This is a genomic window from Caballeronia glebae, assembly GCF_001545035.1.
Lineage (GTDB): Bacteria > Pseudomonadota > Gammaproteobacteria > Burkholderiales > Burkholderiaceae > Caballeronia > Caballeronia glebae.
In genome coordinates this window covers 10961-35076 of the sequence record NZ_FCOJ02000034.1, presented here as the reverse complement: position 1 = coordinate 35076, position 24116 = coordinate 10961, and the positions used below count along the sequence as shown (strand labels likewise).

17 protein-coding genes are annotated in these 24116 nt (G+C 61.2%); 9 read left to right on the top strand and 8 right to left on the bottom strand.

Annotated features, from left to right (window positions below; all coding sequences use genetic code 11):
• Window positions 1-572: 572 nt before the first annotated feature.
• Window positions 573-2669: a TonB-dependent receptor gene (locus AWB82_RS22045; RefSeq protein WP_159462616.1), complete on the bottom strand. Its 2097-nt coding sequence runs from the start codon at window positions 2667-2669 to the stop codon at window positions 573-575.
• A 292-nt stretch (window positions 2670-2961) separates the two neighbouring features.
• A complete protein-coding gene (locus tag AWB82_RS22040) occupies window positions 2962-3315 on the bottom strand; it encodes a hypothetical protein (RefSeq protein WP_086971004.1) in 354 nt (117 codons plus the stop codon).
• Between the two features lie 174 nt (window positions 3316-3489).
• On the opposite strand from AWB82_RS22040, the gene AWB82_RS22035 reads away from it, so the two are divergent.
• From AWB82_RS22035 to AWB82_RS22020, 4 genes are all read left to right on the top strand, one after another.
• The gene (locus AWB82_RS22035; protein ID WP_086971002.1) at window positions 3490-3801 is read left to right on the top strand and encodes a hypothetical protein; all 312 of its coding nucleotides are present in this window, start codon (window positions 3490-3492) and stop codon (window positions 3799-3801) included.
• Between the two features lie 74 nt (window positions 3802-3875).
• The gene (locus AWB82_RS22030; protein WP_086971000.1) at window positions 3876-4430 is read left to right on the top strand and encodes a hypothetical protein; all 555 of its coding nucleotides are present in this window, start codon (window positions 3876-3878) and stop codon (window positions 4428-4430) included.
• 163 nt (window positions 4431-4593) lie between these two features.
• A complete protein-coding gene (locus tag AWB82_RS22025) occupies window positions 4594-5364 on the top strand; it encodes a flagellar brake protein (protein WP_086970999.1) in 771 nt (256 codons plus the stop codon).
• Window positions 5365-5690: 326 nt separating this feature from the next.
• Window positions 5691-5894, top strand: coding sequence for a cold-shock protein (locus AWB82_RS22020; RefSeq protein WP_086971064.1), 204 nt, complete (start codon window positions 5691-5693; stop codon window positions 5892-5894).
• Between the two features lie 1074 nt (window positions 5895-6968).
• On the opposite strand, the gene AWB82_RS37705 is transcribed toward AWB82_RS22020, so the two are convergent.
• Together AWB82_RS37705 and AWB82_RS22010 are read right to left on the bottom strand one after the other, a co-directional pair.
• A complete protein-coding gene (locus AWB82_RS37705; protein WP_159462615.1) occupies window positions 6969-7121 on the bottom strand; it encodes a hypothetical protein in 153 nt (50 codons plus the stop codon).
• 242 nt (window positions 7122-7363) lie between these two features.
• A complete protein-coding gene (locus tag AWB82_RS22010) occupies window positions 7364-9013 on the bottom strand; it encodes an ABC transporter substrate-binding protein (protein WP_086970995.1) in 1650 nt (549 codons plus the stop codon).
• An 813-nt stretch (window positions 9014-9826) separates the two neighbouring features.
• Between AWB82_RS22010 and AWB82_RS22005 the strand changes: the two genes are divergently transcribed.
• From AWB82_RS22005 to AWB82_RS21995, 3 genes are read left to right on the top strand one after another with little or no spacing between them, the layout of a single operon-like run.
• A complete protein-coding gene (locus AWB82_RS22005; RefSeq protein ID WP_086970993.1) occupies window positions 9827-11626 on the top strand; it encodes an adenylate/guanylate cyclase domain-containing protein in 1800 nt (599 codons plus the stop codon).
• Between the two features lie 56 nt (window positions 11627-11682).
• Window positions 11683-12903, top strand: a complete 1221-nt coding sequence (locus AWB82_RS22000) for a phosphatase PAP2 family protein (RefSeq protein WP_086970991.1) — start codon at window positions 11683-11685, stop codon at window positions 12901-12903.
• 9 nt (window positions 12904-12912) lie between these two features.
• Complete coding sequence (locus AWB82_RS21995) at window positions 12913-15045, top strand: S8/S53 family peptidase (protein WP_086970989.1); 2133 nt, start codon at window positions 12913-12915, stop codon at window positions 15043-15045.
• A gap of 1565 nt (window positions 15046-16610) precedes the next feature.
• Here the strand turns inward: AWB82_RS21995 and AWB82_RS21985 are convergent.
• On the bottom strand, window positions 16611-17876 hold the full coding sequence (locus AWB82_RS21985; protein ID WP_235023397.1) for a trypsin-like serine peptidase: 1266 nt from the start codon (window positions 17874-17876) through the stop codon (window positions 16611-16613).
• Between the two features lie 193 nt (window positions 17877-18069).
• Between AWB82_RS21985 and AWB82_RS21980 the strand changes: the two genes are divergently transcribed.
• Window positions 18070-18450, top strand: coding sequence for a hypothetical protein (locus tag AWB82_RS21980; RefSeq protein WP_086970983.1), 381 nt, complete (start codon window positions 18070-18072; stop codon window positions 18448-18450).
• Window positions 18451-18836: 386 nt separating this feature from the next.
• On the top strand, window positions 18837-19064 hold the full coding sequence (locus tag AWB82_RS21975; RefSeq protein WP_143756815.1) for a hypothetical protein: 228 nt from the start codon (window positions 18837-18839) through the stop codon (window positions 19062-19064).
• Between the two features lie 419 nt (window positions 19065-19483).
• On the opposite strand, the gene AWB82_RS21970 is transcribed toward AWB82_RS21975, so the two are convergent.
• The 3 genes from AWB82_RS21970 to AWB82_RS21960 form a co-directional block, all read right to left on the bottom strand.
• A complete protein-coding gene (locus tag AWB82_RS21970) occupies window positions 19484-19849 on the bottom strand; it encodes a DUF1036 domain-containing protein (protein ID WP_159462614.1) in 366 nt (121 codons plus the stop codon).
• 367 nt (window positions 19850-20216) lie between these two features.
• Window positions 20217-20804, bottom strand: a complete 588-nt coding sequence (locus AWB82_RS37700) for a hypothetical protein (RefSeq protein ID WP_159462613.1) — start codon at window positions 20802-20804, stop codon at window positions 20217-20219.
• A gap of 664 nt (window positions 20805-21468) precedes the next feature.
• Window positions 21469-23916, bottom strand: coding sequence for a glycoside hydrolase family 15 protein (locus tag AWB82_RS21960; protein ID WP_086970977.1), 2448 nt, complete (start codon window positions 23914-23916; stop codon window positions 21469-21471).
• Window positions 23917-24116 lie beyond the last annotated feature (200 nt).

Below are 24116 nucleotides of genomic sequence, written 5' to 3'. Positions count from 1 at the left end.
GCTCGACGTCGACCTGCAACACACGCCGGACAGACTGATCAATCACCATAGCGAAGACGCTGGCCGCCTCGGATCACTCCGCGGTTTCCTTCCTCGAGGTTTATTCAACGCCTGCCCACACGCGTTATCGTTGGCTCGTGAGCCTTTGGTCGAGGGCAGGCGTCGAACAAACCTAAACGAAAGTGTGAGTTGGCGGATGCCTAAAACAGACACGCCGCTATGTGGTGCTGTAGATGTCCGCAACGCGCGATACTGCTGACGTTCAACGCGGTCGCGCCGAACGACCGCAAAGGCCGAGTTTCAGTCAAGACCGAACTGAATGTGAGCCACACGCCGATGCGCGTGCGGTCCGTGCGACTAACGCAGCTATGGATTTTGCGTCACACGGTCCGTGGGACAGGAGTGCTGTTCATCGCCAGACGCCGCCGGATGGCCGACGTGCGCTTCGTTCAAAAATTGCTTCGTCACGGAAAACGGCCTTTCAAGTTCTGGCATCGAGCCGTGTCACGGGCGCAAGAACGGTCCATGAGCACTCTTCTCGGACGGCCTTTGGTCGAGAAGTCCTTCGACGATCACCAGTAATATGTGGCCTTTACGCCGAATGTACGCGGCGCCGCGAACGCGTAGCGATACGAGTCGTCGAACGCGTATTCCTCGGCGGCCGTAAAGATACGCTGGTTGGTCACGTTGCGCACGTACGCCATCAGCTCCACGTTCTTGCGGTTCGGCATCCAGGTCGCCGACAGGTCAGCGTTCAGATACGGCTTCTGATAATCGTCGCCATAGTTGTAGATCGTGAAGTGCTGGCCCGTTTGAAACTTCGCGTTCACGCGGCCGATGATCTTTCCTGCGTCCGTGGTCCACGCATGTTCGAGCCCGAACCCGATGGTGAAAACTGGGCTTTGCGGCGGCGCGTTGCCGGCCAGCTGCACGTTCTGGCCGCTGCCGTCATCGACGGCGAAATCGGTGAAGCGCGCGTGCAGCCACGCCACCGACAACGTCACGAGCCCGACCGGATCGATCAGCGCGCGAATATCCGCATCCGCGCCGTAGATGCGCGTGCGTCCAGCATTGACGATCTTCGTGCCCACGCGCCCGTCCGCGAACGGCACGAGCTGGGCGATCTGCTGGCCCGAGTAATCGTAGTCGAACACGCTCGCGTTGATCTGCACGCGCTGCGCGTTCCATATCGACTTCGTGCCGATCTCGATGCCTCTCAACGTCTCCGGCGCATATGATCCCGACGATGAGAAGCCGCCCGACTTGTAGCCGGTGTCGTAGCGCACGTAGTTCATCAACGCCGAGGTCGGCGCGTACTCGGCCGCGAGGTGGACGGTCGGCTTCGACCACGAGCCCGAGTCGTTCTGCGGCACGTGCGTATAGTCGAATGGCGGCTCGCTCGAGTTCGCGAAGAAGTACTCGCCATCGCGGCTCTTTTCATCGTGCGTGACGCGCATGCCGGCGGTCAGCCTGATCTTGTCGGTCACCCAGTACGACGACTGGCCATACGCCGCAGTCGAGGTCGTGCGAATGCCGTAGGCGAACGCGAGCGTGGGCAGAAAGACGCCGCCATCGAACGGCGACTCGTTTGCGCTGTACAGCGACGAAGACTCTTGGAAGTACGACACGCCCGCCTGCCACGACCATCTTCCATCGCCCAGCGAACTCACGCGCACTTCGTGCGTCTGCGTCTTCGGAAACTCGTTCTGGCGATACGAAACCGGGTCGGCGAAGCTCGGGCTGCTGTCGGCGGCATGACGCCAGGTGAGGTTGTCGTAGCTGCCCGTGTAGCTGAGTTCGACACCCGGGAAGTCGTACGCGATGCTCCAGCGCGCGACCGTGTCTTCGATGCTCTGCGATTGCGCGGTCGCATAGGTGAAGGTGCGCGGATCGGTGGGGAAGGGCGGCTTGTCGTGCGAGAGATTGCCGTTCGCGTCGTAGAGATAGGGAATGTCGAGCGAAACCGGCTCGACGCCCTTCAATGTCGTCTGCTGCGCGGTGAACAGCATGCGCAGATGCGAAGCCGGTTCGAGCGCGACGGACAGACGTCCCGAGCGCGTATCTTCGTCGTCGCCGTCGGCCTGCGGCGCGTTGTTCACGTAGCCGTCATGCCGGCGCGAGATCGCGGCCACGCGAAACTGGAGCACGTCGTTCACGGGGACGTTCACCATCGCTTCCAGATTGCGCGCGGCGTAGTTGCCGACATCGATTGATGCGCGGCCCTCGAATGCCCTCGAAGGCTTCGCCGTCACGATATCGACGATGCCGCCCACCGCGTTGCGCCCGTACAGCGTGCCTTGCGGACCGCGCAGCACGGAAATGTGATCGAGATCGTAGAGCGTGCCGCTCAGCGCATACGGCCGATTGTTCGAGCTTCCGTCCGTCACGACGACCACCGACGGGTCGCCGATCTCGGTCGTGTCGCGGCTCGAGATGCCGCGAATCGTGAGCACCGGCACGACGGTTTGCACCTGCGCATAGTTGAGGTCGGGCGCGATCGTGGCGAGGGACTTGATATCGCTGACGCCGGTGCTTTCGATGAAGGCATCGCCATAGACGCTCATGGCGATCGGCGTGCGCTGCTCGGGGGCGGGCTGCCTTTCGGCCTTGACGATGATCGGGGTGAGCTGTTGCGCGGCCGGATCGCTTTCGGCGGCCCACGCGCTCAACGATGGAAGGACGCAAGCCCCGAACGCGCCAACGAAAACGACACGGACACGACGCGCGGCCGTCGAAGCACGACGGCAGGATGCGACCTCGAAACGCGGGACGGACATGACAATCGCAGACTGGGTGCAGCACAACGCCTGCGATTGCTGCGGAGGCTGTCGGACACTGCCGGCCGTCCCCGCTCTCCGATGGGAATACGACCTGGTGGAAAAATTTACTGCGCCATGGCGCGGGAAAGCGACGAATTATAACGTTCGTTGCCGATGTTCGTGATATGGCGTCCCGCGACGTTCAACGCTTCTTGGCCTCTTCGAGACACGCCGCCAGCTTTTCAAAGTAGTCGAGCGCCTTGCGCGTCGGCACCACGGTCTTGACGCGCAGATCGTCGCTGCTCTCGTCGACGGACACGAGACCCTGGTTCCTCAGGTTCGTCAGCTTGCGATGCACGGTGGCGGGCGCGCCCGCCACCGAAAGGGCCATCGTCTCCGTGACCGTCAGCGTATGACCCGCATGCCAGGACGCTGTGAGTGCTTCCAGCAAGCGTTCCTCGGCGGCATCGAGCTTCGGTACGGAGGGCAAAGCCTGGACAGCCTGAGCGAGATTCAGGAAGCGAAAATAAGCATCGAAGACGCGCTTTTTGGCCATGAAGAATCGATTGAATGAGAACGGCGTTCATCATAGCATCGGCGAAAATCGAATTATGAGAGCGGCCCAAGTATTTATCAGGGTGATAAGTAAGTGATAAGATAGTTCACACAGCGAAGGCCTGGCGAAGACATCGATCTTTCTCTTGCCCGAGCCGCTATCGGGGGCACGAGCGTGGCTCAACGACGCGATATCACTTACATCACACCGACTTTCATCGAGCAGGAAATCGATCATCTGGCGAGGATGATCCGTTCACGCCACTGGCATCGAAGCGCCGCGTGGCCGGTGTCGTACTGGCGCGAGCGCATCGAAGAGCTGCGGCACGCCCCGGCCGTCGCGCCGCTCCAGCAGAAAGGGCTGCGCTCGCTGCTCGCTGAGCTGGAGCGAATCGCCGCACAGCTCGATCCCGCTGCGAGCTACGGCGAGCTTCCGCCAGCCGACGCGCACGCGGACAGCGGGGCTCTTGGCAAGGCGCGGCCATAACGTTTGTTGCCCGCCCGTGAGGCCGGATGAGCGCTGCGGTAAGATACTCCGCCGCTTACTGGCTCGCCACGCCAATGTCTTCGTTTCTGCTTCGTTTATGTTCCGTCGTCGGGACGGCGCTGTTTTTCGTCGGTTCGCTCTGGCTCAACCAGGAAATCTTCGTTCATTCCGAGTTCGTGCGCGGGGTGAACTGGGTCTATCTTCCCGCTGGCATCCGTCTGCTCAGCACGCTTCTGCTCGGCGCGGACGGCGCGCTCGGACTGCTGCTCGCGAGCTGGGTCGTCGACTTCTTCTATTTCTTTCCCAATGACCCGGTGCGGTCGTTCGTCGGCGGCATCATCGCGACGGCCGCGCCTTATGCGGTCTATCGCCTGGCGCGCGAGACCTACGGGCTGAACGCATCGCTGTCGAATCTGACGGCGGGCAGGCTGATGATCCTGACAGTCGCGTACGCGATCGCCGGTTCATTGCTGCACAACATCTGGTTCTATCTTCAGGGCGACGCGCAGAACATCACGTCGAGATTTTTCGCGATGTTCGTCGGCGATCTGGCGGGAACCGTCATCGTCATTTACACGCTCAAGGCGCTGCTGCATTTTCTGCCGGTGCCGCGGCCCGGAAACGGGTAGCCGGCCAGATCATTGATGAACCCCGTCGTCCCAGGGGCGTCGCTCGTTTCAAGATTCAGGATGATTATCCACGTGATGTTCGTACATTAGATTATCAATTTGATAAGATATAGCAAAGAGAGCGATACGCCGGGAGGCCGCCCGGCAGAATAACGACACCACGATGATTGCCGAACCTACCCTGAGCGGAGCAAGCACCTCGACAACGAATGCGTGGGAGACCGACGACCGCTATGCGCAGCGGCATACGCTGCAGATCGCGGTATGCCTGCGGGCGTCGCTTGCGCGCCGCGATTTCCTAATAGTCGAGTTCGGCGACACGCAGTTCGTCGCGCAACTGCTCGACGTCGATTCGCGCCGCGCGCGTTTTCTCTTCGATTTCGGCAGCACGGCGCGGGACAACCGCGCGCTGGTCGATGCGGACGAGCTCACGTTCCGCAGCCAGCCTTCGGGCATCCGGACGCATTTCGTGACGGGCGGCGCCGTGGTCGTGACGTTCGAAGGGCGTCCGGCATTCGAAGTGCCGTTTCCCGCGCTGCTTCATTACGTGCAGCGCCGGGATTTCCATCGCGTCGATACGCCCATGTTCGACCCGTTCGTCGCGAGCGGAGTCGACGGAGCGGGCGCCGCGTTCCGGTTCGAACTGCACGACCTTTCGCTCGGCGGCATGGCGCTGCGTGCGCGGGACGCACGCTTCGAAAGGCTCGCGGCGGGGACCGTCTGGAACGACGTAAAACTTCAGGTGGGCGGGCTCGGCGTCGTGTTAGTCGATCTGGAGGTCGTCGCAACCCGGAAGATGGTCACTCCAACGGGCGAGCATCGGACCATTCTGGGCTGCCGGTTCCTCAACCTGAAGGCGAGTGCGGAGCGCGTGCTCCAGCGTGCTATCACGGTGCTGGAGACGCGCCGCAAGGAGCGCGCGGCGCGCGATTGATACGGCATGCGCCGCGCTTTAGTCTCAATCGCACCAATTCGTTATCAGCGTCGCGAAACGACGCAAGTCGCGGTGGATGGCTCGCTGCTTGTCTTTTCGGGTGAGGCCGAGTGAAGCGGCGACATTGGAGATGCCGTGACGAAGGACGGCCACGCCTCGCGGCTAACATCGGAGGATCTCGGGCCAAACGCGGGACGATCGATCGTGCCGGAAGATATTTCCTTACCGTTATCAAAATGATAAATATATTTGCTAAACGTCATACCGCGACGCACCGGGCGCTGCTATTCTCGTCAATCACCATTTTTCTTTTGTACGGGACGAGCATGGCAACAGGGACTGTGAAGTGGTTTAACGACGCAAAGGGTTATGGGTTTATCACGCCGGACGACGGAGGCGATGACCTGTTCGCGCACTTCTCCGAGATTCGGACCGAAGGTTTTAAGTCACTGGCGGAAAACCAGAAGGTGAGCTTCGAGATTAAACAAGGACCGAAAGGCAAGCAGGCGGCAAATATCCAGCCGCAGTGAGCTAACGCCCACACAACGGCGGGCACCAGCACGGCTGTTCCAGCGGTACGACGGAAAGTTGTTCGGGGCCCCGTCGCAAGGATGAACCTGAGAGATCTATAACAATATGACACCAGCATTTCGCGCACTGACCAGCTTCACGCCTAGAAATCTTGACACCGAAATCGAGCATCTCGAGCGCGTTCTCACCGCAGACGCGGCAAACTCCTTATTCGGTCGAACTTATTGGCGCAATCGCGTCGTCAAGGCGTGCGCGACGCCAGGACTAGTACCCTCACAACGTTCACGACTCGAGCGGCTGTTGTCCCGCTTGGCTGATCACGCAACTCGCGCGGGCTAGTACGCCCCGCCCCGTGAATATGCTAAAGCCGGCGAGCACTTCATGCCGCTGTCGGCTCATGATGCGCGACGACGACTGCAGCAAAGCCTTGCGCCTCAGCTTTAGCACTAGCGTTGGCCAATCATGCAGTTGTAATCCGACAAATACGGCCCAGGAAAGTACGACGACGAGGTGAAGGACGAGCGGTGCCTCTATCGCCGAGGCGCGAATTTCAAGTTGACCTCCGGTTCGTGAAGCACGCAGTGGTGTCAACATAGATCGTCTACGCAGGATGCCTCGAATTCGCTGGTCGACTATCGAATCCATCGGTGCCCACCGAGCCTCAATGGCCCTTACCGAGGCGCAACTGAGCGGAAGTGGGTGTCCTCTACATCTCCAAGCCACCTCCGGCCGCGAAAGAAAACCTTTCTTGAGCGCTAATACCGGGACGCCGCGGACATCGAACGCGGCCCTGAGCAGACCGATCTGAAGTTAGGGGATCCAGGAACCAGCGCTTTATGCTTAGACCGCGGCGACCGTGTCAGCGAAGCTCGGCGACTGCTATATCATCGCACCGCGACGAGTAAGCACACACTCGTCGCGGCGGGCTTCGGCCAGTGACGTGCGAGACAACTTGTATGCACTTGTTGCGGACGGTCAAATTCAGAAGCAGGTGATGGATCCCAAGGATCCAAGTTCCAAGGGAGGGCGGTTGGGGTTCGACGCTGCGACGTGCCCATGCGGACGACCTTGCTTTAGACGGTCCGGAACATCTGTCGCGCGGTGAGGACCGCCGCGTCGATGAAGCCGCTCGCGAACGGCTCGCGCGCATCGAGAAGCCATTGCGCGGGGTGCAGCACGGGCAGCGACCACGACATGACCAGTCCCGCGAGCACGACCGCGCTCAACGCAGGCTTCCGCTTGCGACGCCTCGACCTCAGGGGTGGCTTTGGCAAGCGATTCACCACATGCCTGGACCGCTCTCAGGATAGTCCGAGCAGATCATTGTGAAAGGTGTTGTAAGCGATCTTGATCTATTCGGCAAAGCGGGTGTGTCTGCGTCGCGTGTGCGGATCCGAATAGTTTTTTCACATTCTGTCGAGAGGCCTAAGCAAAAAGAGACGGCGGTCCCCGAGAGCGCCCCCGGCTTTTATTCGATGCTGACGCCCCAGAAGCGCGTCATCCCGAAGCGGTCGATCCTGAAGCCCGAAACATTGCGCGTGACCGGCTGATACACAACCGCATGCGCGATGGGCGTGAACGGAACCTGCTCCTTGAAAATCTGCTGCGCGCGGGAATACTGCGCGGTACGCGCATCGATGTCGAGCGTCTCGCGCGCTTGCTTGATGAGATCGTCGTACGGCTTGTAGCACCATTTCGTGAAGTTGCTGCCTTTCACGGAATCGCAGCCCAGCAGCACGCCGAGCCAGTCGTCCGGGTCACCGTAGTCACCGCTCCAGCCGATGAGCAGCGCATCATGCTCGCCATTGCGGGCGCGCCGCACGTATTCGCCCATTTCGTAGGTGACGATTTGAGCCTGCACGCCGATCTTCGCCCAGTCCGCCTGGATCATCTCCGCCATGAGTCGCGCGTTCGGATTATAGGGCCGCGATACCGGCATGGCCCACAGCTTAAGATTCAGACCATCGCCATGACCTGCTTCCGCGAGTAGAGCCTTCGCGCGCGCCGGATCGAAGGGCGCATCCCTGATGCCGAAGTCATAACCCCATTGCATCGGCGGCATCGGATTGATCGCGACGATCCCCGTGCCCTGATAAACCGCGGCGAGAATCGCGTGCTTGTCGATCGACATATCGAGCGCGCGGCGTACCCGCACGTCGTCTAGCGGCGCTTTCGCCGTGTTGTAGGCGAGATAGCCCAGATTGAAGCCGGCTTGATTCATGGGCCGAATGCGGGCGTCGGTCTTGATGGACGCAATATCCGCGGGACGCGGATAGCTCATCACCTGGCATTCGCCAGCCCTGAGTTTTTGCAGGCGTACCGCGGGATCCGTGGTGATGTCGAACTTCAGCCACTTCAGTTTGACGACGTCCGGTTTCCAATAGTCGACATTTCCGTCGAAGCTGATCGTCGCGTCCTTCGTGTACTCGCGAAACACGAACGGTCCCGTGCCGACAGGATGCCAGTTGATGTCGCTCGCCTTCCCCGATGCGAGAAGCTTGTCGGCGTATTCGCGCGAGAGGATCGACGCGAACGGCATCGCCATCTTTTGCATGAACGGGCCATCAATTCGCGCCAGTGTGAAGCGCACCGTATGCGGATCGAGCGCCTCGACGCGCTGGACATTCGTTGCAAGCCCGAGATCGCGGAAATACGGAAAAGAGACGGGGTACGCGCGGCGGAAAGGATGCTCCGGATCGCGCATGCGTTCAAATGTGAAAACGACGTCGTCGGCATTGAATTCGCGCGTCGGCGTAAAGTCTTTGGTCGTATGAAATCTGACGCCGCGGCGCAAATGGAAGGTGTACTGGAGACCGTCGGCTGCGCGTTCCCAGCTCTCGGCGAGGCCGGGTTCGATATCGCCATTCTCGCGGTCGAATTCCACGAGTCGGTTGTACACCGTATAGCCCGCCGCGCTGGCTTCGACGGACGACGTGAACTGCGCCTCGTCGAAGCCCGCCGGACTGGCTTCCGAGCAGTAGACGAGACCCTTCGCCGGCATGTCGGCGTGCGCATCGCGTGCCGCGCCGCTACCGGCGAGGCAGCCAAGGATAAAGAGCATCGCGACGGAAACGAGAAGGTGTATCGCGCGTCGCGCGGGCGAGTCCTTGCCGGTCATATGCGTGCCTCGCAGCATCTCTGATGGCGAACGCAGTATAGGCAGCAAAGCAAACGCATACAACGCCGATGCCGCACGGATGATACATGTGTGTGCGTCATCGCACCATTACTTCCAATTCGCATGACGAACGTTCGAGTTGTGGCAGTGAAAGAAGGGATGTTGCCCGCGCGCGACGCGCGACGAGCGAATCGCGTGAGGCTGATATCGACGAGGCCGCGTTTGCCACGCATCGCTCGATGGTTTTTACGGCGTTTAAAGAATCGAGGCGCACGAAGGAGATCGGCGGCTCATTCGTGTGATCAACAGCGAAATCAGAGGGTTAATGGAACATCGATGCATCCGGTGCTGTGAAGCAGCGCCTTTAGCACGGGCCACCGATTGCCCAGCCCTTTTACATTGATGACGAGTGCAAGCGCGCCGCGTCTTTTGACGCCAATTGCAACATTCGTATCGTTTCGGACTCCTGCTCCGGCACTCGATAAGCTCGCCTCTTTCTGGTGCGCCTCATACGCGCGCGACCGCGGGAAAATTGGAACAAGCAGCCCAAACGGCGGCGGATCACATCGACATGCAATGCCGACTTGCTATTCGCTAACGCAATGACTACGTTATGTTTGGCGTCGTACATTTCGTCACCCGAAACATCCGGCGCAAGTAAAAGATGCCGGGCGTCGCGGCCCATTCCAATCGTCATCAAGACGCCGCGCGATATCCGGGGACTGCCGTCCTATTGCGATTGTTGCGATGACGGTGGGAGCATGGAACTTCGGTTCCTAGGAACGGAAGCGGCCATCAATCGGGCCTTGTCACATGAATGTGGAACTCGCCGATACGTCCAATGTATTGCAACGACTCGTGCGCACGATTCTCTTCGCCGATCTCGTCGAGTCGTGCCGGCTGGCGGAAGCCGACGAGGCGGGCACCGCCGCGCGCTGGCGCAATTTGCGCGCGCGGATCGAAGGCTGCATCGTGCCTGGCCATCACGGCCGCCTGATCCGCACCGAGGGCGACGGCCTCATGATGCTGTTCGAGCATGCGTTGCCCGCCGCGCGCTGCGCACTCGAGATCCAGGAAGCCTGCCGGCTGAGCGCGGGCGCGAGCGGTGACAGCGAGACGCGCGCCGAGCCCCTCATGCTGCGCGAGAGCCTCCACGAAACCGAACTCTTCGCCGACGAGCGCGATGTCTATGGGCGCGGCGTGAATCTGGCGGCGCGCCTCTACAACCTCGCGGGGCCCGGTGAGATCGTCATCTCGGCATCCGTGCAGGAGCGGCTCGCTGGCGTGTTCGATTCATGTATCGAGGATCTCGGCGAATGTCATCTGCGGCATCTCGCCCAGCCGGTGCATGCATACCGGCTCGGCGGCCCGGGACCGCAACCGGTGATTGCGCCCAATGCGACGGGCGGCGGCGTGCTGCGGCCATCGATCGCGGTGATCCCGTTTGCGTCGCGCGCTCGCGAAGCGGACCACGACGTGCTGGGCGAAATTCTCGCCGACGACATCATCGCCGGTCTTTCGGGCAGCGATGAACTCCGTGTGATCTCGCGTCTCTCGACGAGCATGTTGCGCGACCAATACACGAGCGCGTCGCAGGCGGGCGTGCTGCTCGGTGCGTGCTACGTGCTCTCGGGCGCGTATCGGACGTGCGGAGGCAAGATCGTGCTTTCGGTCGAACTGGCCGACGCGAAGCTCGAATCCGTGGTCTGGGCGGAAACGCTCGGCGACAGAATCGAAGCCGTGGTCGGCGGAGAAAGTGCGCTCGTCGCGCGCATCCATACCGCGGTGTGCACGGCGATCGTCGCGCACGAACTGGACCGCACACGCAGCCAGGCGTTGCCGACGCTCGAAAGTTCGACTTTGCTCCTGAGTTCCATCGCGCTCATGCATCGCGGCGCGCGTGACGAATTCGAGCGCGCGGGCCAGATGCTCGACGTGCTCGCGGACCGCGCGCGCCGTCAGTCGGCGCCGTATGCGTGGCTCGCGAAGTGGCACGTTCTGCGTTTTAACCGCGGCTGGACGACGGACCGGATCGGCGAGGCCCATTCCGCGCTCGCCTGCGCGCGGCGCGCGCTCGATGCCGATTCGCGCTCGTCGATGGCGCTGGCGATCGAGGGCTTCGTGCGCACGAATCTGCTGAAGCAGCTCGATGCCGGCGAAAGCTGCTACGAACGTGCGCTTGAAATCAACCCGAACGACTCGCTCGCGTGGCTGCTCAAGGGCACGCTGCATGCGTTCAGGGGCGAAGGGGAGGAAGCCGTCGCATCGACGGGGCGCGCGCTCGCGCTTTCGCCGCTTGATCCGCTGCGCAGCTTCTATGAGTCGCTCTGCGCGACGGCGGCGCTCTCGGCGCGTCAGTACGAGCGCGTGATCGAACTCGCCAGACACTCGTTGCGCAATAGTCCGAACAACACATCGACGCTGCGCGCACTCGCCATCGCGCAAGCCGAACTTGGCCTCGTCGATGACGCCCGGCTGACGATCAACAAGGTGCTTGCGATCGAGCCACAACTCACGGTGCACGGTTTTCTCGAACGCTCGCCGAGCGCCGCATTCGAAACGGGGCGGATTTGGTCGGACGCGCTGCGGCGCGCCGGATTGCCCCTGCATTAGCGCCGGCGCGCGATTGTTCCGGAGGCACCCCTCAATAAAAGCAAAGAGGTGAACGAATGACGACTCTCGGCGGTGTGGGTGGCGTAGGCGGCGTGGGAGGAGTAGGGGGGGTAGGGGGCGTCGGCGGAGTGGGCAGCGCGGGCGACATCCTCGGCGACTTCGAAGCGCAGACGAATGCTCTAATCGGCCACCGCGACGGCATTTGCGGTCCGTGGAACAAGAACGTCTTCGAAATCGGCAGCGAAGAGAACGACGGCATCGACCATCTCGACGATAACGGTCAGCTCTGGCGCTGGGACGACTGGGTGCGTGCGAACGTGTTCGATTTCGAGCTGATATCGAATCTGGCATTCACGTTGTCGCCCGACCGCAAGGGCGTGTCGCTGTGGCACCGCGCCGCCACGATGGACGCCAACGGGACGGAGCCGTCGTTCGACGGGCCGCTGCCTGTCGTCGAGATGCATCGGCCGGGTACGAAAGTCTTCGAGGATCAGCTGATCTTCATGGACCGCTATTCCGACCTCCGCGGCGAGCGCGCGAACGAAACCTTACTGCAGATGGGCCCGCAGACGCAGTTCTGGGGCACGATTCTCTTCCTGAGCCCGCAACGCACGCCGAAGACGCTGGAACTGCTGAGCACAGTGGTGCGCTTCGCGATTGCCGTGGAGATGCGTTTCAAGCACGCGCTCGCATGCAGCCGCGCGATTGACTATTCGCCGCAGGTTCAGCCGATGATCCCTACGCCGGGCCATGGCTCGCTGCCGAGCGGCCATTCGACTCAGGCGTACATCGTCGCGGGCGTAATGGCCAAGTTCTTCGATGATCTTCGAAAGGAATCCCTCTCGGGCGGCGCGGTGCAGTCGAACATGCTGCGCACGCAGCTCTACGCGCAGGCGCGGCGCGTCGCGGTCAACCGGACCATCGCGGGCGTGCACTTCCCCGTGGACACGGCGGCGGGACACCTGCTCGGCACGACGCTCGCCGAGTATTTCGTGCATCGCTGCGATATCGGGACGGTTCGGAAGACCTACGTGCCGCGCGTTTTTAGGGGTGAGAACTTCGATGGCACGAAGGACTTCTCCGACCAGGAGCCGCTCGAATGGCAAGGCACGTTCGGACCGCCTCCGGCGAACTCACCCAAAGCCGTGCCGAACTATCAGCACATCGAGATCGACGAGCCGAGGCAGACGCGCGATGGTTCGCGGATGCTCGCGTGGCTCTGGAAACAGGCCACGAACGAGTGGAACGGCAATAGCCTGAAGGCTAACCGCGCGTAGGGAGGCAGCATGGCTCCGGTCTGGGAAGTGGATACCGCCGCGGCGTGGCTGCCGCCCGCGCACGCTGCCGTGCTGGCGTTGCCGCGCCTCGATCCGTATCTCGTTTGGGCGGTCGCGACGCATTTCGACGAGCTCGGCGGCATGCCTGCGGGATTCGTGCCGATCGCCATTGAAGCGAAACGGAATGTCGCGAGGGCGTGGGACCTCGCCAATATCGCCTCGGGCAAGGACTGGATCTGGATGTCGGAACTCTATCGCTATCCGCCGGCAGGACTGGAGGCGACCCGCTTCTGCACGGCCTTCGTCACGCTCGCGTTTCTCGAACATCTGGACGTCGAGCTGAACGGAATGATCGAACGCTTCACGCTTGCTACGCCGGTGCTCGCCGGCGAGCCGCTTCGCGGTGATGCCGTCAATACGTCCGACCAGCGGCAACGCGCATCGGCGTCGCAGAACACCGCTTTCGGCAAGGCCGTGGTGGGCGTCTGCGATGACGGGATCGCGTTTGCCCATCAGCATTTTTATGCCGACGCGGGAGGCGCGGCGTCGCGCGTGCGGTGCTTCTGGAATCAGGATGATCCCGACAACTCTGCGGCCGGTCTCGGCTACGGGCGCGAGATGCTCGAAGCCGAAATGCGCAAGCTTATGACGAACGCGGCTCTGGGCGGCGCGATCGACGAAGATGCGGTGTATCTCGCGGCGGGCAACACGTCGGTCGCGCGGCGTTGGGCGCATGGCACGGCGACGCTGGATCTCGCGGCAGGCGCTCATCCGCTGCGTCCGCCGCCGCCTTTGCCGGACGGCAGCGCAGTGCCCGCACCCATCGCCGCCCTGATCGCCGTGCAATTCCGCCAGCCCGGGCGGACCGTGCGCGATACATCCGGCCTCTGGCTCGACGCGCAAGCGCTGGACGCGTTCCGCTACATCATCACGCGCGCGCAGGATATAGCGGGCGCGGATTGCCGGGCGTTCATCAATATGAGCTACGGCTATTTCGCGGGACCGCATGACGGTAGCTCGATGCTGGAAGAGGCGATGGACGAACTCGCCGACACCAACGCGTGCTCGATCGTCCTTCCTGCCGGCAACAGCAATCTCGACCGCTGTCATGGCACGCTGACGATGGACGCGGGCAAGACGAAAACGCTGCGTTGGCGCGTGATGCCCGAATGCCTGACGCCGAGCTTCGTCGAGATCTGGCTCCCCGGAGACGCGGACCCGGCGACGATCAAGGTGAACGTCGTGCCACCGGGCGCCGCGAATGTGGATCCGGAAGCCGTAGCAACGGGCGGCGCGGCGAGCGGCGTCATCGCATTTCGGCATGTCGGAACGTGGACGCATCAGGGAAGATGCCTGTGCACGGTCGTGCATCGCGGCGTTGGAGCGCGTGGCGCCGCGCCGATGATTCTCGTCGCGCTCGCGCCCACGATGACGCGCGACCCAAAGCGGCAGCCCGCGCCTCACGGCGACTGGATGATCCAACTCACCAATACCGGCGCGAATCAGGTCACCGTGCAAGCGTGGGTACAACGCAACGAGACGCCCGATGGCTTTCCGCCGCGCGGCCGCCAGTCGCGTTTCGACGACGACGACTACGTGCGCTTCGACCCCTACACGGCGCAGCAGGACTACGACGGCGCGTCGCCCGCGAGCTGGATTCGTCGCGAGGGCACGCTCAGTTCCATCGCGACAGGGGCGAAGCCTTGCGTCGTCGGTGGCTATCAGCGAGACGGCGAGGCGACCGCGCCGTATTCGTCGACGGGCTTCGATCAGCATCGCGATCCGTCTTTTCAGGCCGCGCCAAGTGTCGCGGCCGTGTCCGACCGCTCCATCGTTCGCAAGGGCGTGATGGCCGCCGGTACGCGCAGCAGTTCGTCCATTCCGTTCGAAGGGACGAGCGCCGCCGCGCCGCAAATCCTGCGCATGAGCGCGGTGCCAGGCGGTCCGTTCGCGCCCAACATGGCACCGACGAACATCCGCGACGGTTCGCGCGGCCGTGCGAAGCGGCAGACGTTCGCCAATGGCATCGCAACCGCAGATAACCGCCTGCTCGACGCAGACGAACAGCGACGCCGCAACGCGGAGGAGAACGTGGGTGCAGGCAATGTCGCATCGGATAAGTGCGGCATCGAGGATGATTGAATGCCGATTTTTGCGTCTTTTTGGTCGCTTCGGTCAGGTTGCGTTGCGATTGGATCGGTTGTCGCGCGTGGAGGTCATGCACAGCGAAAGTGTGCCCGGCACGGCCAGTATCACGTTGCAATCGATTCGGACAACGACTCTCGCACGCATGAGTCTCAATGGATCGTGTGCCTGGAACACGTGAACAATCCCGCACCTACCATCGTCGCAAAAGGTGCGGCTCATCGGATTGGTGCGCACGGGGCTCACCGAATCGAGCGAGCACGGGCTCAGGAGGGTCTCGATGAACCGTGTGGGCCAGCCCGGCAAGTGGAGAGTCTTTCGACTTTATAATCGCGGCGCATGCGCGGCAGGCACTGCCTCTCCTTCAGAATCGCAGCTCAGATGGTGATACGTAGCACCACGGGCGGCCATAAGGCGATCGGATCCCCTGCAGCGAGAAATCGATCGCGGCAACCATTTCGTCGTATGATCCGTGAGGCCGTAAACGCTTCGCTTCAACATTGTCAAGGGCGCGGTGGATATGGACTGCGTCAGCATGACATGTCGCTCTTCCACAATATTGACCGGAAATTGACAGCCGTCGCGCGCGACGACCAACCCAGCGCCTACGCGGGAGATACAAATACAGGTCGGTTCCCGTCGCGTACAGAACCGACGATTGAACACGATTGGACAGTTAGACAGCCGAAATAAGGCGTTCGACCCCTGCGACGTAAGGGTGTTCCTTCGGTTTATCGAGCCCATACACTTTCCACTGCTCAGCCCCGTGAGAGGCGACGGCACCGTAGTGGTTTTCGTCATCGATCCTTTTCTAGCGGGCTTGGCCCACCAACTGGCCGATCTCCTTGCTCATGTTTGACAACAATCTGAGGCGAGCTGCGTCGCGCCGATATGCTACACACTTCAGATCCGTTGTTCGCCTTTTTGGAGGCTTTCTGAAAATGCCTTCAATTCGAGCGTCCCGGGAACGTTGGGCGCCGTTCATCGCTTTGACGCAGGCGGATAATTCAGACGCCCCATGTGACTTAACCGGCGCTATTGCACGCTAGGGTTGTCGCGAGCAGTATCGAGGTGCGGAGCACATCTCTCCGAGACCTCGAAGAACCGTGAGGTGATGACAATGGCTTCTTTCAATTCTGTAGGGAAAACGGCGTCGCTCGCGCTTATGGCGCTCGGCATCGCCGGCAATGCCTTTCCTCAGCAGGTGCAATCCGTGACAGGCGGAGTAAGGCCATCCAATCCGACGTCGCAGTCGAACGCGGGGCTCGATTTCTCGCAGGCGCAGCCGATGCCGCTTCCGCACACGAACGTCCAGCCTCCATCCGAGGCGCAATCGCGCGGGCTGGCACCCGGGATCCATCCTGGCCCGACGGGAAGCGCTGAGGGCAGCGCGGGTAGCGGTGAGCAGTCGCCGGTTCAGGTCGCGCCCGAACGCGATCTTCGGACCGGTCAATAGTGGAACGTGAAACAGCAAGGTGCTGGACGAATCCAGCGCCTTGCCCAAACGGGGCGGTCGCGCTCCTCTTCGATATGCATTACCCTCTCACGCCGCCTTCAATCCGTCAGCACGCGTTTCCGGCGTTGGTGCAAGCCGCATTCACGAGCGGCACGATGTTGTTCGACGTGAACGGCGACGCGCCGGCCTGGAGGACGTTCGGGTTGGTATAGCCCCAGCTGGTCACGCCTGTCACGATTTCCCGGGCGGAGTACGAGCCGTAAGGCACGCCGTTACGCACGCCACCGGGGCCGAAGTTGTTGATCCACGGCCCGCCGCTCGATCCCCCGTTCATTGCCGTACCGATGATCGTATTGTTGGAAAGGCTCGCCGAAACGTAGCTCTGAGAATCGTTGCGCTGCATGATCACGCCGTAATCGAGTCCCGCCGGATAGCCGAGCTGAGTTAGGAGCGACTGTTTTGCGGAGTTTAGGCCCCAACCGTTCCAAGCGTAGCCGTAGTATCCCGTTCTCGAACCGGGGTAGGCCCCGTTTTGCGGCGTGAGCCTCAGAACCGCGAGGTCGTTCGAACAGATCACGCCTCGCTGCGCGCATGAATCGCTGCCGTTGTAGTACGAAGTCATCAGCCAGACGCCGCTCACGCCCCAGACGCCATATGGAGCGGTGCCGTTGTTATACGCAGGCGCGAACTTCCAGTTCGAATAGAGCTTGTTGCTGCCGAAGAGGGCGACGCAGTGAGCCGCAGTCACCACAACTCCTGGCTTGATGAGCGACGCGGAGCATCGATATCCGCCGCTGGGCGTGCTGAAAGTCAGCCAGCCTGTCGGGCTGAACGCGTAGGTGCTCGGCGTCAGGACTCGCGAAGTATTGAAAGGCTGTCCCGACGTGCCGAACTCTTGACTCTGCGCGTCCTGCGAGCGGGCTCCGCCGGTCAATGCCGGCGCGACCCGAACGGGCGACTGCACCCCGCTTCCCGTTGCGCCGGCGGACGAGCCCATGGGGCCGAAGTTCACATTCGGCGCCTGAGTCTCCGACTCCGCCGCCGTCGGCGGCGCGGTCCCGGCTTGTGGCAGCGCCATCGCCTTGACGGTGGCGAAACTAGAGTCGGGAGCGGCTTGGGATTCCGTATCCGGCACGGTCAGTTGCACCACCGCGCCACGGACCTGAACCTGTTGAGCGAACGCGCTGGTTGCCATGCCGAAGGCAATCGTAGCGGCTAAGGCGGGCGTTCTTAAAGCAAATTTTGTCATCGTCGTCACCTGTTGTTTGGTCGAACGTGAAATCATCCGCCGCAACCGTACGCCGAGTAGGCGTTGCCGTGCGGCGACCTGCGCATCTCGGTAGTCTCCGACTCGGATGACGAACGAGATCAAGTCGTAAGTCGCTGCGAACGCCGATGTGGGCGCATCGCGTCGAGCCACTCAGGATTGAGGACGACGTGTACCGACAGAATTTGAATAATGCGTGCTTTATTAGCGAAACAAATGAGCGCGCCCCTTCGAAATCGCGGCCGCAACATCGTCTTCGATGCTGTAGCGCACTTCAACGAAACCGAAGGAGAGCACCATGAAGAACGATGTCAGCGCGTGCCGCGCTGAAGACGAGCTTTTAATTAGGCCTGCGCATTGGCGCATGGGGATGCTTGCCGCATCGGCGATAGCCACGCTTACGTTCGCGTTGGCCGGATGCGGCGGCACCGCCGACCCGAGCATCAACCAGCCCGCAATCGGCGAGTCCGCCGCAACCGATCCCGCTCCTGTTTTCCCCGTTGGCGACAGATCGAACAGCGAAGGATCCGCTGGCGCGAACGTGTCCGCGAATCTGCCGCTACCGCTGCCAGATACCGAGCCGCCCGTCGCGCAACAATCGGACAATGCCTTGCCGTCTTCCGGCGGGACCGATATCCCGCCGTCAAACGAACTAAAGTTGAGACAAGTTTCCCAGTAATTTCAACCCCAGTACGGAAAGCGTTATGTCCCATAAAAAAGTCTATCGATAAAAGTCGCACACGTGAATGTTGAAAGATTCGTGTAAATAGAGCGAGTACCTCCGGGTTTCTCTCGAAGGAAATGAGAGCGTGCAAGACGCAATGCATGCCATGTTTCGAGGCCTGTCTAATTGTGGCGCATGCTAACGAACGCGCGCTTCCGTGAGGTGCGACTTCACGTCCACGGACGACGTTCGTCGCCTTTACACGTTATGAGCGTAAAAGCTTCGTCACCTGTTCGACGCGCTCATGTCCGTATGTCGGCGAAGTCGTCGAAACTGGCTAAATGATCGGCTGCAAAATTCTTAGCGGATCCCATAGGAAAGCGACGCTAAAAGGAACCATGATGGACAAAGCCTTCGACGAACTGCACATTCTGCTGGGAGGCCAGAGCGTGCCCGGGCAGGCTATGGAACTCCTGCGACACTACGGCCTCTCTCTGTATTGCAGGGCCTTTACCGTCGATGTTCTTCGTGTCTATCCGTCGTTAGGTCGGTTCCTGCTTGCGACGATCCTCGCCAGCTTATTGCTCGCGAATGATGGTACTACGCAGCGGAGCCACGCGCGATTCTAAGGAGAACACAGCCACCCGCGATATTGCTGACGAGCCGAGGCGTATTGTAAAAAGCATCCGAGAATTTTTAAAGCGCTCCCCGCTGGCTAGCAGCTCTGAATGGCAGTTTCCTTGCGGGCTCAGACCATCGGGCAATCGAGCGCGCTAGCCGGCCAATGTCTAGACTCAAGGACTTTCCTTGTGCCGCATTTTCATGGGCGGCATTGAACTCATTCTTATTGTCGCCAAGGACAGATGCACGACCCAGGCAACTCGATCGATCAGCCGCTCGAGATGATATTCCTTCGTGCTGTAGGCGATCCTCACGATATCACTATCATTCACGAAGTCGCCTTGGCGCGACGAAACCCATCGCTTTTCCGCTGCGGCAGGAGATATGCCGCAGCGTCCGATGATCGCTCAAACCGCCTGAAGCCGAACTACCGCGTGAGCGTCATGGTGAAATTGTCATTATCCCCGACGTCGAATAATCGCATGCCGATGATGCGCGACGCCGTGTCTCCAATCTGGTAGCAGCGGTTGAAAGCGGCCCCGTTTTCCGGGGCGTAGACTGAGTAGGGACCAGCCCAGACCACGCTTCGATCCGCATTCTCCGCGTAGTAACACCAGTAGCGATTATGCACGTCATCGAGATCGTTCGCGTATGGAACGGTGCTGCCGCCGGGCGCCATGTGATACCAGCCAATCGCTTGCCAATTGCCGCCTTCGTCCGAGCACACGTCCGGTGAATAAAACATGTAAGACACCCAGATATCCTGAGTTGTCGCATTGACAAACTTAAGCATGAGAGCCTCCCTTCGAATGGTCGCGTACGACAGGTTTGTGCGCGTGCTTCTTGCTTGGCGCGGCTTGGCGCGCATCGTAGTCAGCGACGCTTTCCTGTCCCGATTTGTGAATCAGGACATCGCCCGTCTCTTGCGACTTTTGTCCCAAGGAAACGCGCTCGTCGCCTGCTGGTAACTTCGGTGATGACATGGCCTGCACCTCCCGATTGATTTGGTCTGAGCCAGAATTGCAAAGATCGACAATGCGGCGTTCCGCGGCGAAACTCAGTCGGTTTGCGCGTCGCCGCGAAGCCTGCACCGACTGCGCTGCCGTGTCGACAGCGACTCTGCTGGAACCTCAATGGGCTCCAAATTCACCGCGCGTCATCTAGAACGAACTCATGCGAATGATTTTGAAAGAGAGGTGCGTCTGTCTCAGACAGCCCCGCACGGCGTTCAACTCGACAGCGTGCTGCAGGAAGCGGTGAGGCAAGGACCTAGCCGACGCTTCCTCAAGGTTGTGCTGCGCTCGAGTCCTGTGCCGCGCGAGATTGGCACAGGGGAATTGCGCAGCCATCGGGCAGCAAAAGGAGGATTCTTGCAATTGCAATTGCAATTGCAATTGCGAATGCGGATGCGAAGCACGGTCTCGTCGAAGCGGCAGCCCGACCGTGCGCATTCCGCGTGAAGGCGAGCGCGGATTTCGCAGCAAAAGAAACGTTCCCAAAGCAAAAAGCCATCGGTTCAACGTGCCGATACAGGCGTGACAATAGCGAAGCAAGCAGGAGGCACGTCCGAGAAGATTGCTGCCGACCCGCACGCTGCGCAGGGTCGACATCTGCTCGCGCAACGGACGCGCGTGATCGTCGGCGGCCGCCTCGACATACTGGTTGCCCACGCCGCCATGTCCGGCTCGGCGACAATTGAAGAAACGACAGTCGAACAGTTCGACAACCTGCTCGCGGTGAACGAGCATCCGACGAAGCGCGCTCGATCACCGGCGATATCTTGCATGTGGACGGCGGATCGAAGCTCTGATCACAACGTCACATCTCGTGGACGCTCGCGTGCGCTACTAGGCTCTGAAGAGATTCGCTCTTATCAGATCCATCTGATCGAGGTCGAGCAGCGAGCTCGGAGCACGCTGGTGGTGGCCACTGCCGCCCTGCGGTTACTGTATATTGTCACGCTCAAGCGGGACTGGTCGATCGATGAGACTCCGTTGTCGAAGGTGCGTCAGCCAGTGCGTGCGAAACCATCGGCGCGAGCGTCACCATCAGGATTGTTAGCAATCCCAGAAAGGAGCCCAGCTTCCGACAGAAACAGCTCAGCATAAGGCCGACGATTCGATATTGATCTGGTGAAGATGAGTGCGGCGCATTATGCCATGTGTTACTTGCAGGCCTCGAGCTGTGACAACTTGCCGTGTTGCCAGAAGTCTCAAGTCGCCCAGGAATGAGACGCTCGCACAGCCCGCCTGTCTGACTCTTGAGGGTCGGCTTGGGAAGCTCGAGAAACCTGACGCTGGATTGGTGAAGCAGCTCCGCGATAAGCCCGTATCAGGCGCTTCCGCGGAGAGTTCTGCGAGCGGCGCATCGGGCGCAACCGTCATGAAGTAGCGAATCGCCGAGCGCCCCATTTCAGGGGCGCAGGGCGACGGAATAGTTCGCTCCTTGCCAGCGCTGCTTGTCGACGAGAAAGAAAGTGAATACCCGCGAAGTGCCGGCCTCAGCTGCTTGTGTTGCGAGATCTACATAGTAGATGCCGACGGCCGTCTGCGTGGCTCCCTGGTCTTTTGATGTGGCCCAGTCGTCGCTCGACCAGTGGAGGCTAAAAGGCGAGGGTAGGTTGATGCGGAGTGTCTTTCCGGCGGCAACAGTCGGCACCGGACGGGCGAAGTTCCAGACTTCGATATCGCGGCGAGCACGCGGCGGCTGACCGGGTTGAGCCTGATATCGCTCCGCCACCACATCGAGGCGGTCGAAAACGCGCCCGTCAGAGACGGAACGGACAAGCTTGATGTATTCGGCGTGCGCCCACGCAAGCGGCATCGCTGAGCCGGTCGGACCTCCAAGCACGAAGCTCGTATTTGCCAGATCCGGCATATCCCACACTTGCTCGGGAAGCAACCCGCGCGGCCCCGCGAACTGCTCCAGCGCGCGGAGATAGGTCGTCGCATCGCCACCGGCGGCGAGTTCGTAGTGGCCGCGCTCCCCGGAGAGTAGCGGCCAAGGGCGACCCTTTCCGAAAGGCGCGCCGTCGTACCAGGCCTGCCCGTCATTCCCCTGGCCGTATTGGTCGTGGTTGTACCGATAGAAGGCCGGGCCTTGTGGCAGCGTTTTGCTTATGACGGCATCGACTACCTTGACAGAGTCGACGATGATTGGGTCATTCGCGGCGCGAACGCCATAGCGCACGAGTTCGAGGAAGCCTGCATCCACGACGGTGTTAGCTTGGCCGCCGTAGCCTCGCATCTGTATTGTGGCGGTGTTCGGATCTTCCGGAAAAATGAAGCCGCCACTGTTGTGGGTCGGCAAGATCCGAATGTAGTGCTGTGTGATCCCAGGAACGAGTGTGCCTTGCGTGGTCACGCACCATGGCTCAAGATGCGCTTCCAAAAAGTCCGCATACTCAAGAAGGAATTGAGCGGTTGCAGCATCGGCCCATTGTGCCGCACAGACCAACGCGGCGATGTTCGTGGCGAGTGTCGACGGGGAATAGCCTTCCTGTTCTTCCCAACGCTCCTGCGTAGTCATGGGACCGTTCGCGATCAACGCGCCGGCTGCGGCTAATACCATCGCGGCGGGATCGAACTGGCCTAGCAGATTAGCCTCGCGCAGGTGGTAGGCGAGGATGATGGGAAACGAGTATTCATCGAGCTGCTTGGCGTCTGGCAGCCACGGGTTCCCGTCGATAAAAAATTTCTGCGGGAAGCTTCCATGTTTCGATTGCGATGCAACGAGAAACATGAGTCCGCGAAGGGGCGGATCTTGGGCGCCGGCGGCAAGCAATGCCAGCGCACTTTGGCACATATCCCGTGGCCAAACCATGTGGTAGCCGGCAGCGAGATCCCGCACTATCTCGCCCCACGGGATGCTGAGGGACGCCACGAACGCGCCGTTGGCCGTCTTATCTTCATGCGCAAGCAAAACGTTGCGGCTCAGCTCGAAGAGCGCATCGCCGTCGCTCGTGACGCCCGCCGTGGGCTTAAACGGTGCTTCGACCGCGCCGTGCCAACCTTCAAGGAACACGCCCCGGTGGCTATATGTGCTCGAAGGGTCGTCAAAGGGATAGGCCAGCGCCTCGGAAACGGCGATCAGCGCCTTGTTGGGTGTGCTGGCGGTAATGTCCGTCGGCTCGTCGACGCAGAACGCAAGCGCCACCACGAACTGGTTCTCTCCCGCGCGATCTATCTCCGCGGTGAGCGCGACGTATCCGCCCTTTGCTGCGTCGTAATTCCAGACCGGCAAGCGCCGGTTGGCAATGATGTCGGTCCAGCCGTCATTCACACCAACGAAGCCGCAACTCGTCATACCGAACCCGCAGTCCGCGCCCATTGCGAGCCAGTAGTTGCCGCGCGTTGCGACCAGACGATCGCCATTCGCGGTGCTGGCTCGGTGCGCGACGTTGCCTGCGCCATACCCGCCCACGTGAGGCGCCAGCAACGCATAGATGTGCAGTTTGTCGAGGAATGCCTGATCACCTTGCAGTGTCACGCGAACCAACACGCACGGCGAACCCTTTTCGGCTATTACGTCCTGCACGATGACGTAAGGCTGGTCTCTCGCGCGAGATGTAATTCGGAAGGATAGGGCAGGCGCGTCGGGCCACTCGCATTGGTGGTCGAAGTCGTTCTGCGCGTCGTGATAGAAGGTCGCGCCGTCGGTGATAATGAACTGGAAGTCGCGAACCTGAGGGGTGTCGACATCCGGAAAGTAGATCTCCGTAACAACGCCGCCGGCCGAGGTGTACCAGACCTGGCTGGAAAGCGAGTACGCCGTGCCGACGGCGTCTTTGTCCGCGCGGCTCCAACTTAGTGGGTTGCCCGGCGCGCCCGGAGTCTGATTCGAGTCAAGTAGCTCTGCCATGGTCTGTTCCCTTATTGTTGGGGCTGCGGAACACGTCGTCGTGCGAGCGAAGCAGGCCAACCGGCGGGAGACCGGCTGCGAGCGCGTCCAATGATCATAGACGATACGAGTGGATTTCGAAGGCCTTCGTGCCCACGTCGTGACCTAACTAGCTCACCAAGCTCGGCCCTTCGGGAAGTTTTCGACGCGACGTAGCCGGC

Excerpts from the sequence above, each read along its gene's own strand:
- AWB82_RS22030 (WP_086971000.1), top strand. The coding sequence starts at position 3,876 with ATGTCTTCGTTTCTGCTTCGTTTATGTTCCGTCGTCGGGACGGCGCTG.
- AWB82_RS22020 (WP_086971064.1), top strand. The coding sequence starts at position 5,691 with ATGGCAACAGGGACTGTGAAGTGGTTTAACGACGCAAAGGGTTATGGG.
- AWB82_RS21980 (WP_086970983.1), top strand. The coding sequence starts at position 18,070 with ATGAAGAACGATGTCAGCGCGTGCCGCGCTGAAGACGAGCTTTTAATT.
- AWB82_RS21970 (WP_159462614.1), bottom strand. The coding sequence starts at position 19,849 with ATGCTTAAGTTTGTCAATGCGACAACTCAGGATATCTGGGTGTCTTAC.
- AWB82_RS22000 (WP_086970991.1), top strand. The coding sequence starts at position 11,683 with ATGACGACTCTCGGCGGTGTGGGTGGCGTAGGCGGCGTGGGAGGAGTA.
- AWB82_RS21960 (WP_086970977.1), bottom strand. The coding sequence starts at position 23,916 with ATGGCAGAGCTACTTGACTCGAATCAGACTCCGGGCGCGCCGGGCAAC.
- AWB82_RS21975 (WP_143756815.1), top strand. The coding sequence starts at position 18,837 with ATGGACAAAGCCTTCGACGAACTGCACATTCTGCTGGGAGGCCAGAGC.
- AWB82_RS22040 (WP_086971004.1), bottom strand. The coding sequence starts at position 3,315 with ATGGCCAAAAAGCGCGTCTTCGATGCTTATTTTCGCTTCCTGAATCTC.
- AWB82_RS21995 (WP_086970989.1), top strand. The coding sequence starts at position 12,913 with ATGGCTCCGGTCTGGGAAGTGGATACCGCCGCGGCGTGGCTGCCGCCC.
- AWB82_RS22005 (WP_086970993.1), top strand. The coding sequence starts at position 9,827 with ATGAATGTGGAACTCGCCGATACGTCCAATGTATTGCAACGACTCGTG.
- AWB82_RS22010 (WP_086970995.1), bottom strand. The coding sequence starts at position 9,013 with ATGACCGGCAAGGACTCGCCCGCGCGACGCGCGATACACCTTCTCGTT.
- AWB82_RS22025 (WP_086970999.1), top strand. The coding sequence starts at position 4,594 with ATGATTGCCGAACCTACCCTGAGCGGAGCAAGCACCTCGACAACGAAT.
- AWB82_RS37700 (WP_159462613.1), bottom strand. The coding sequence starts at position 20,804 with ATGCTCGTTCACCGCGAGCAGGTTGTCGAACTGTTCGACTGTCGTTTC.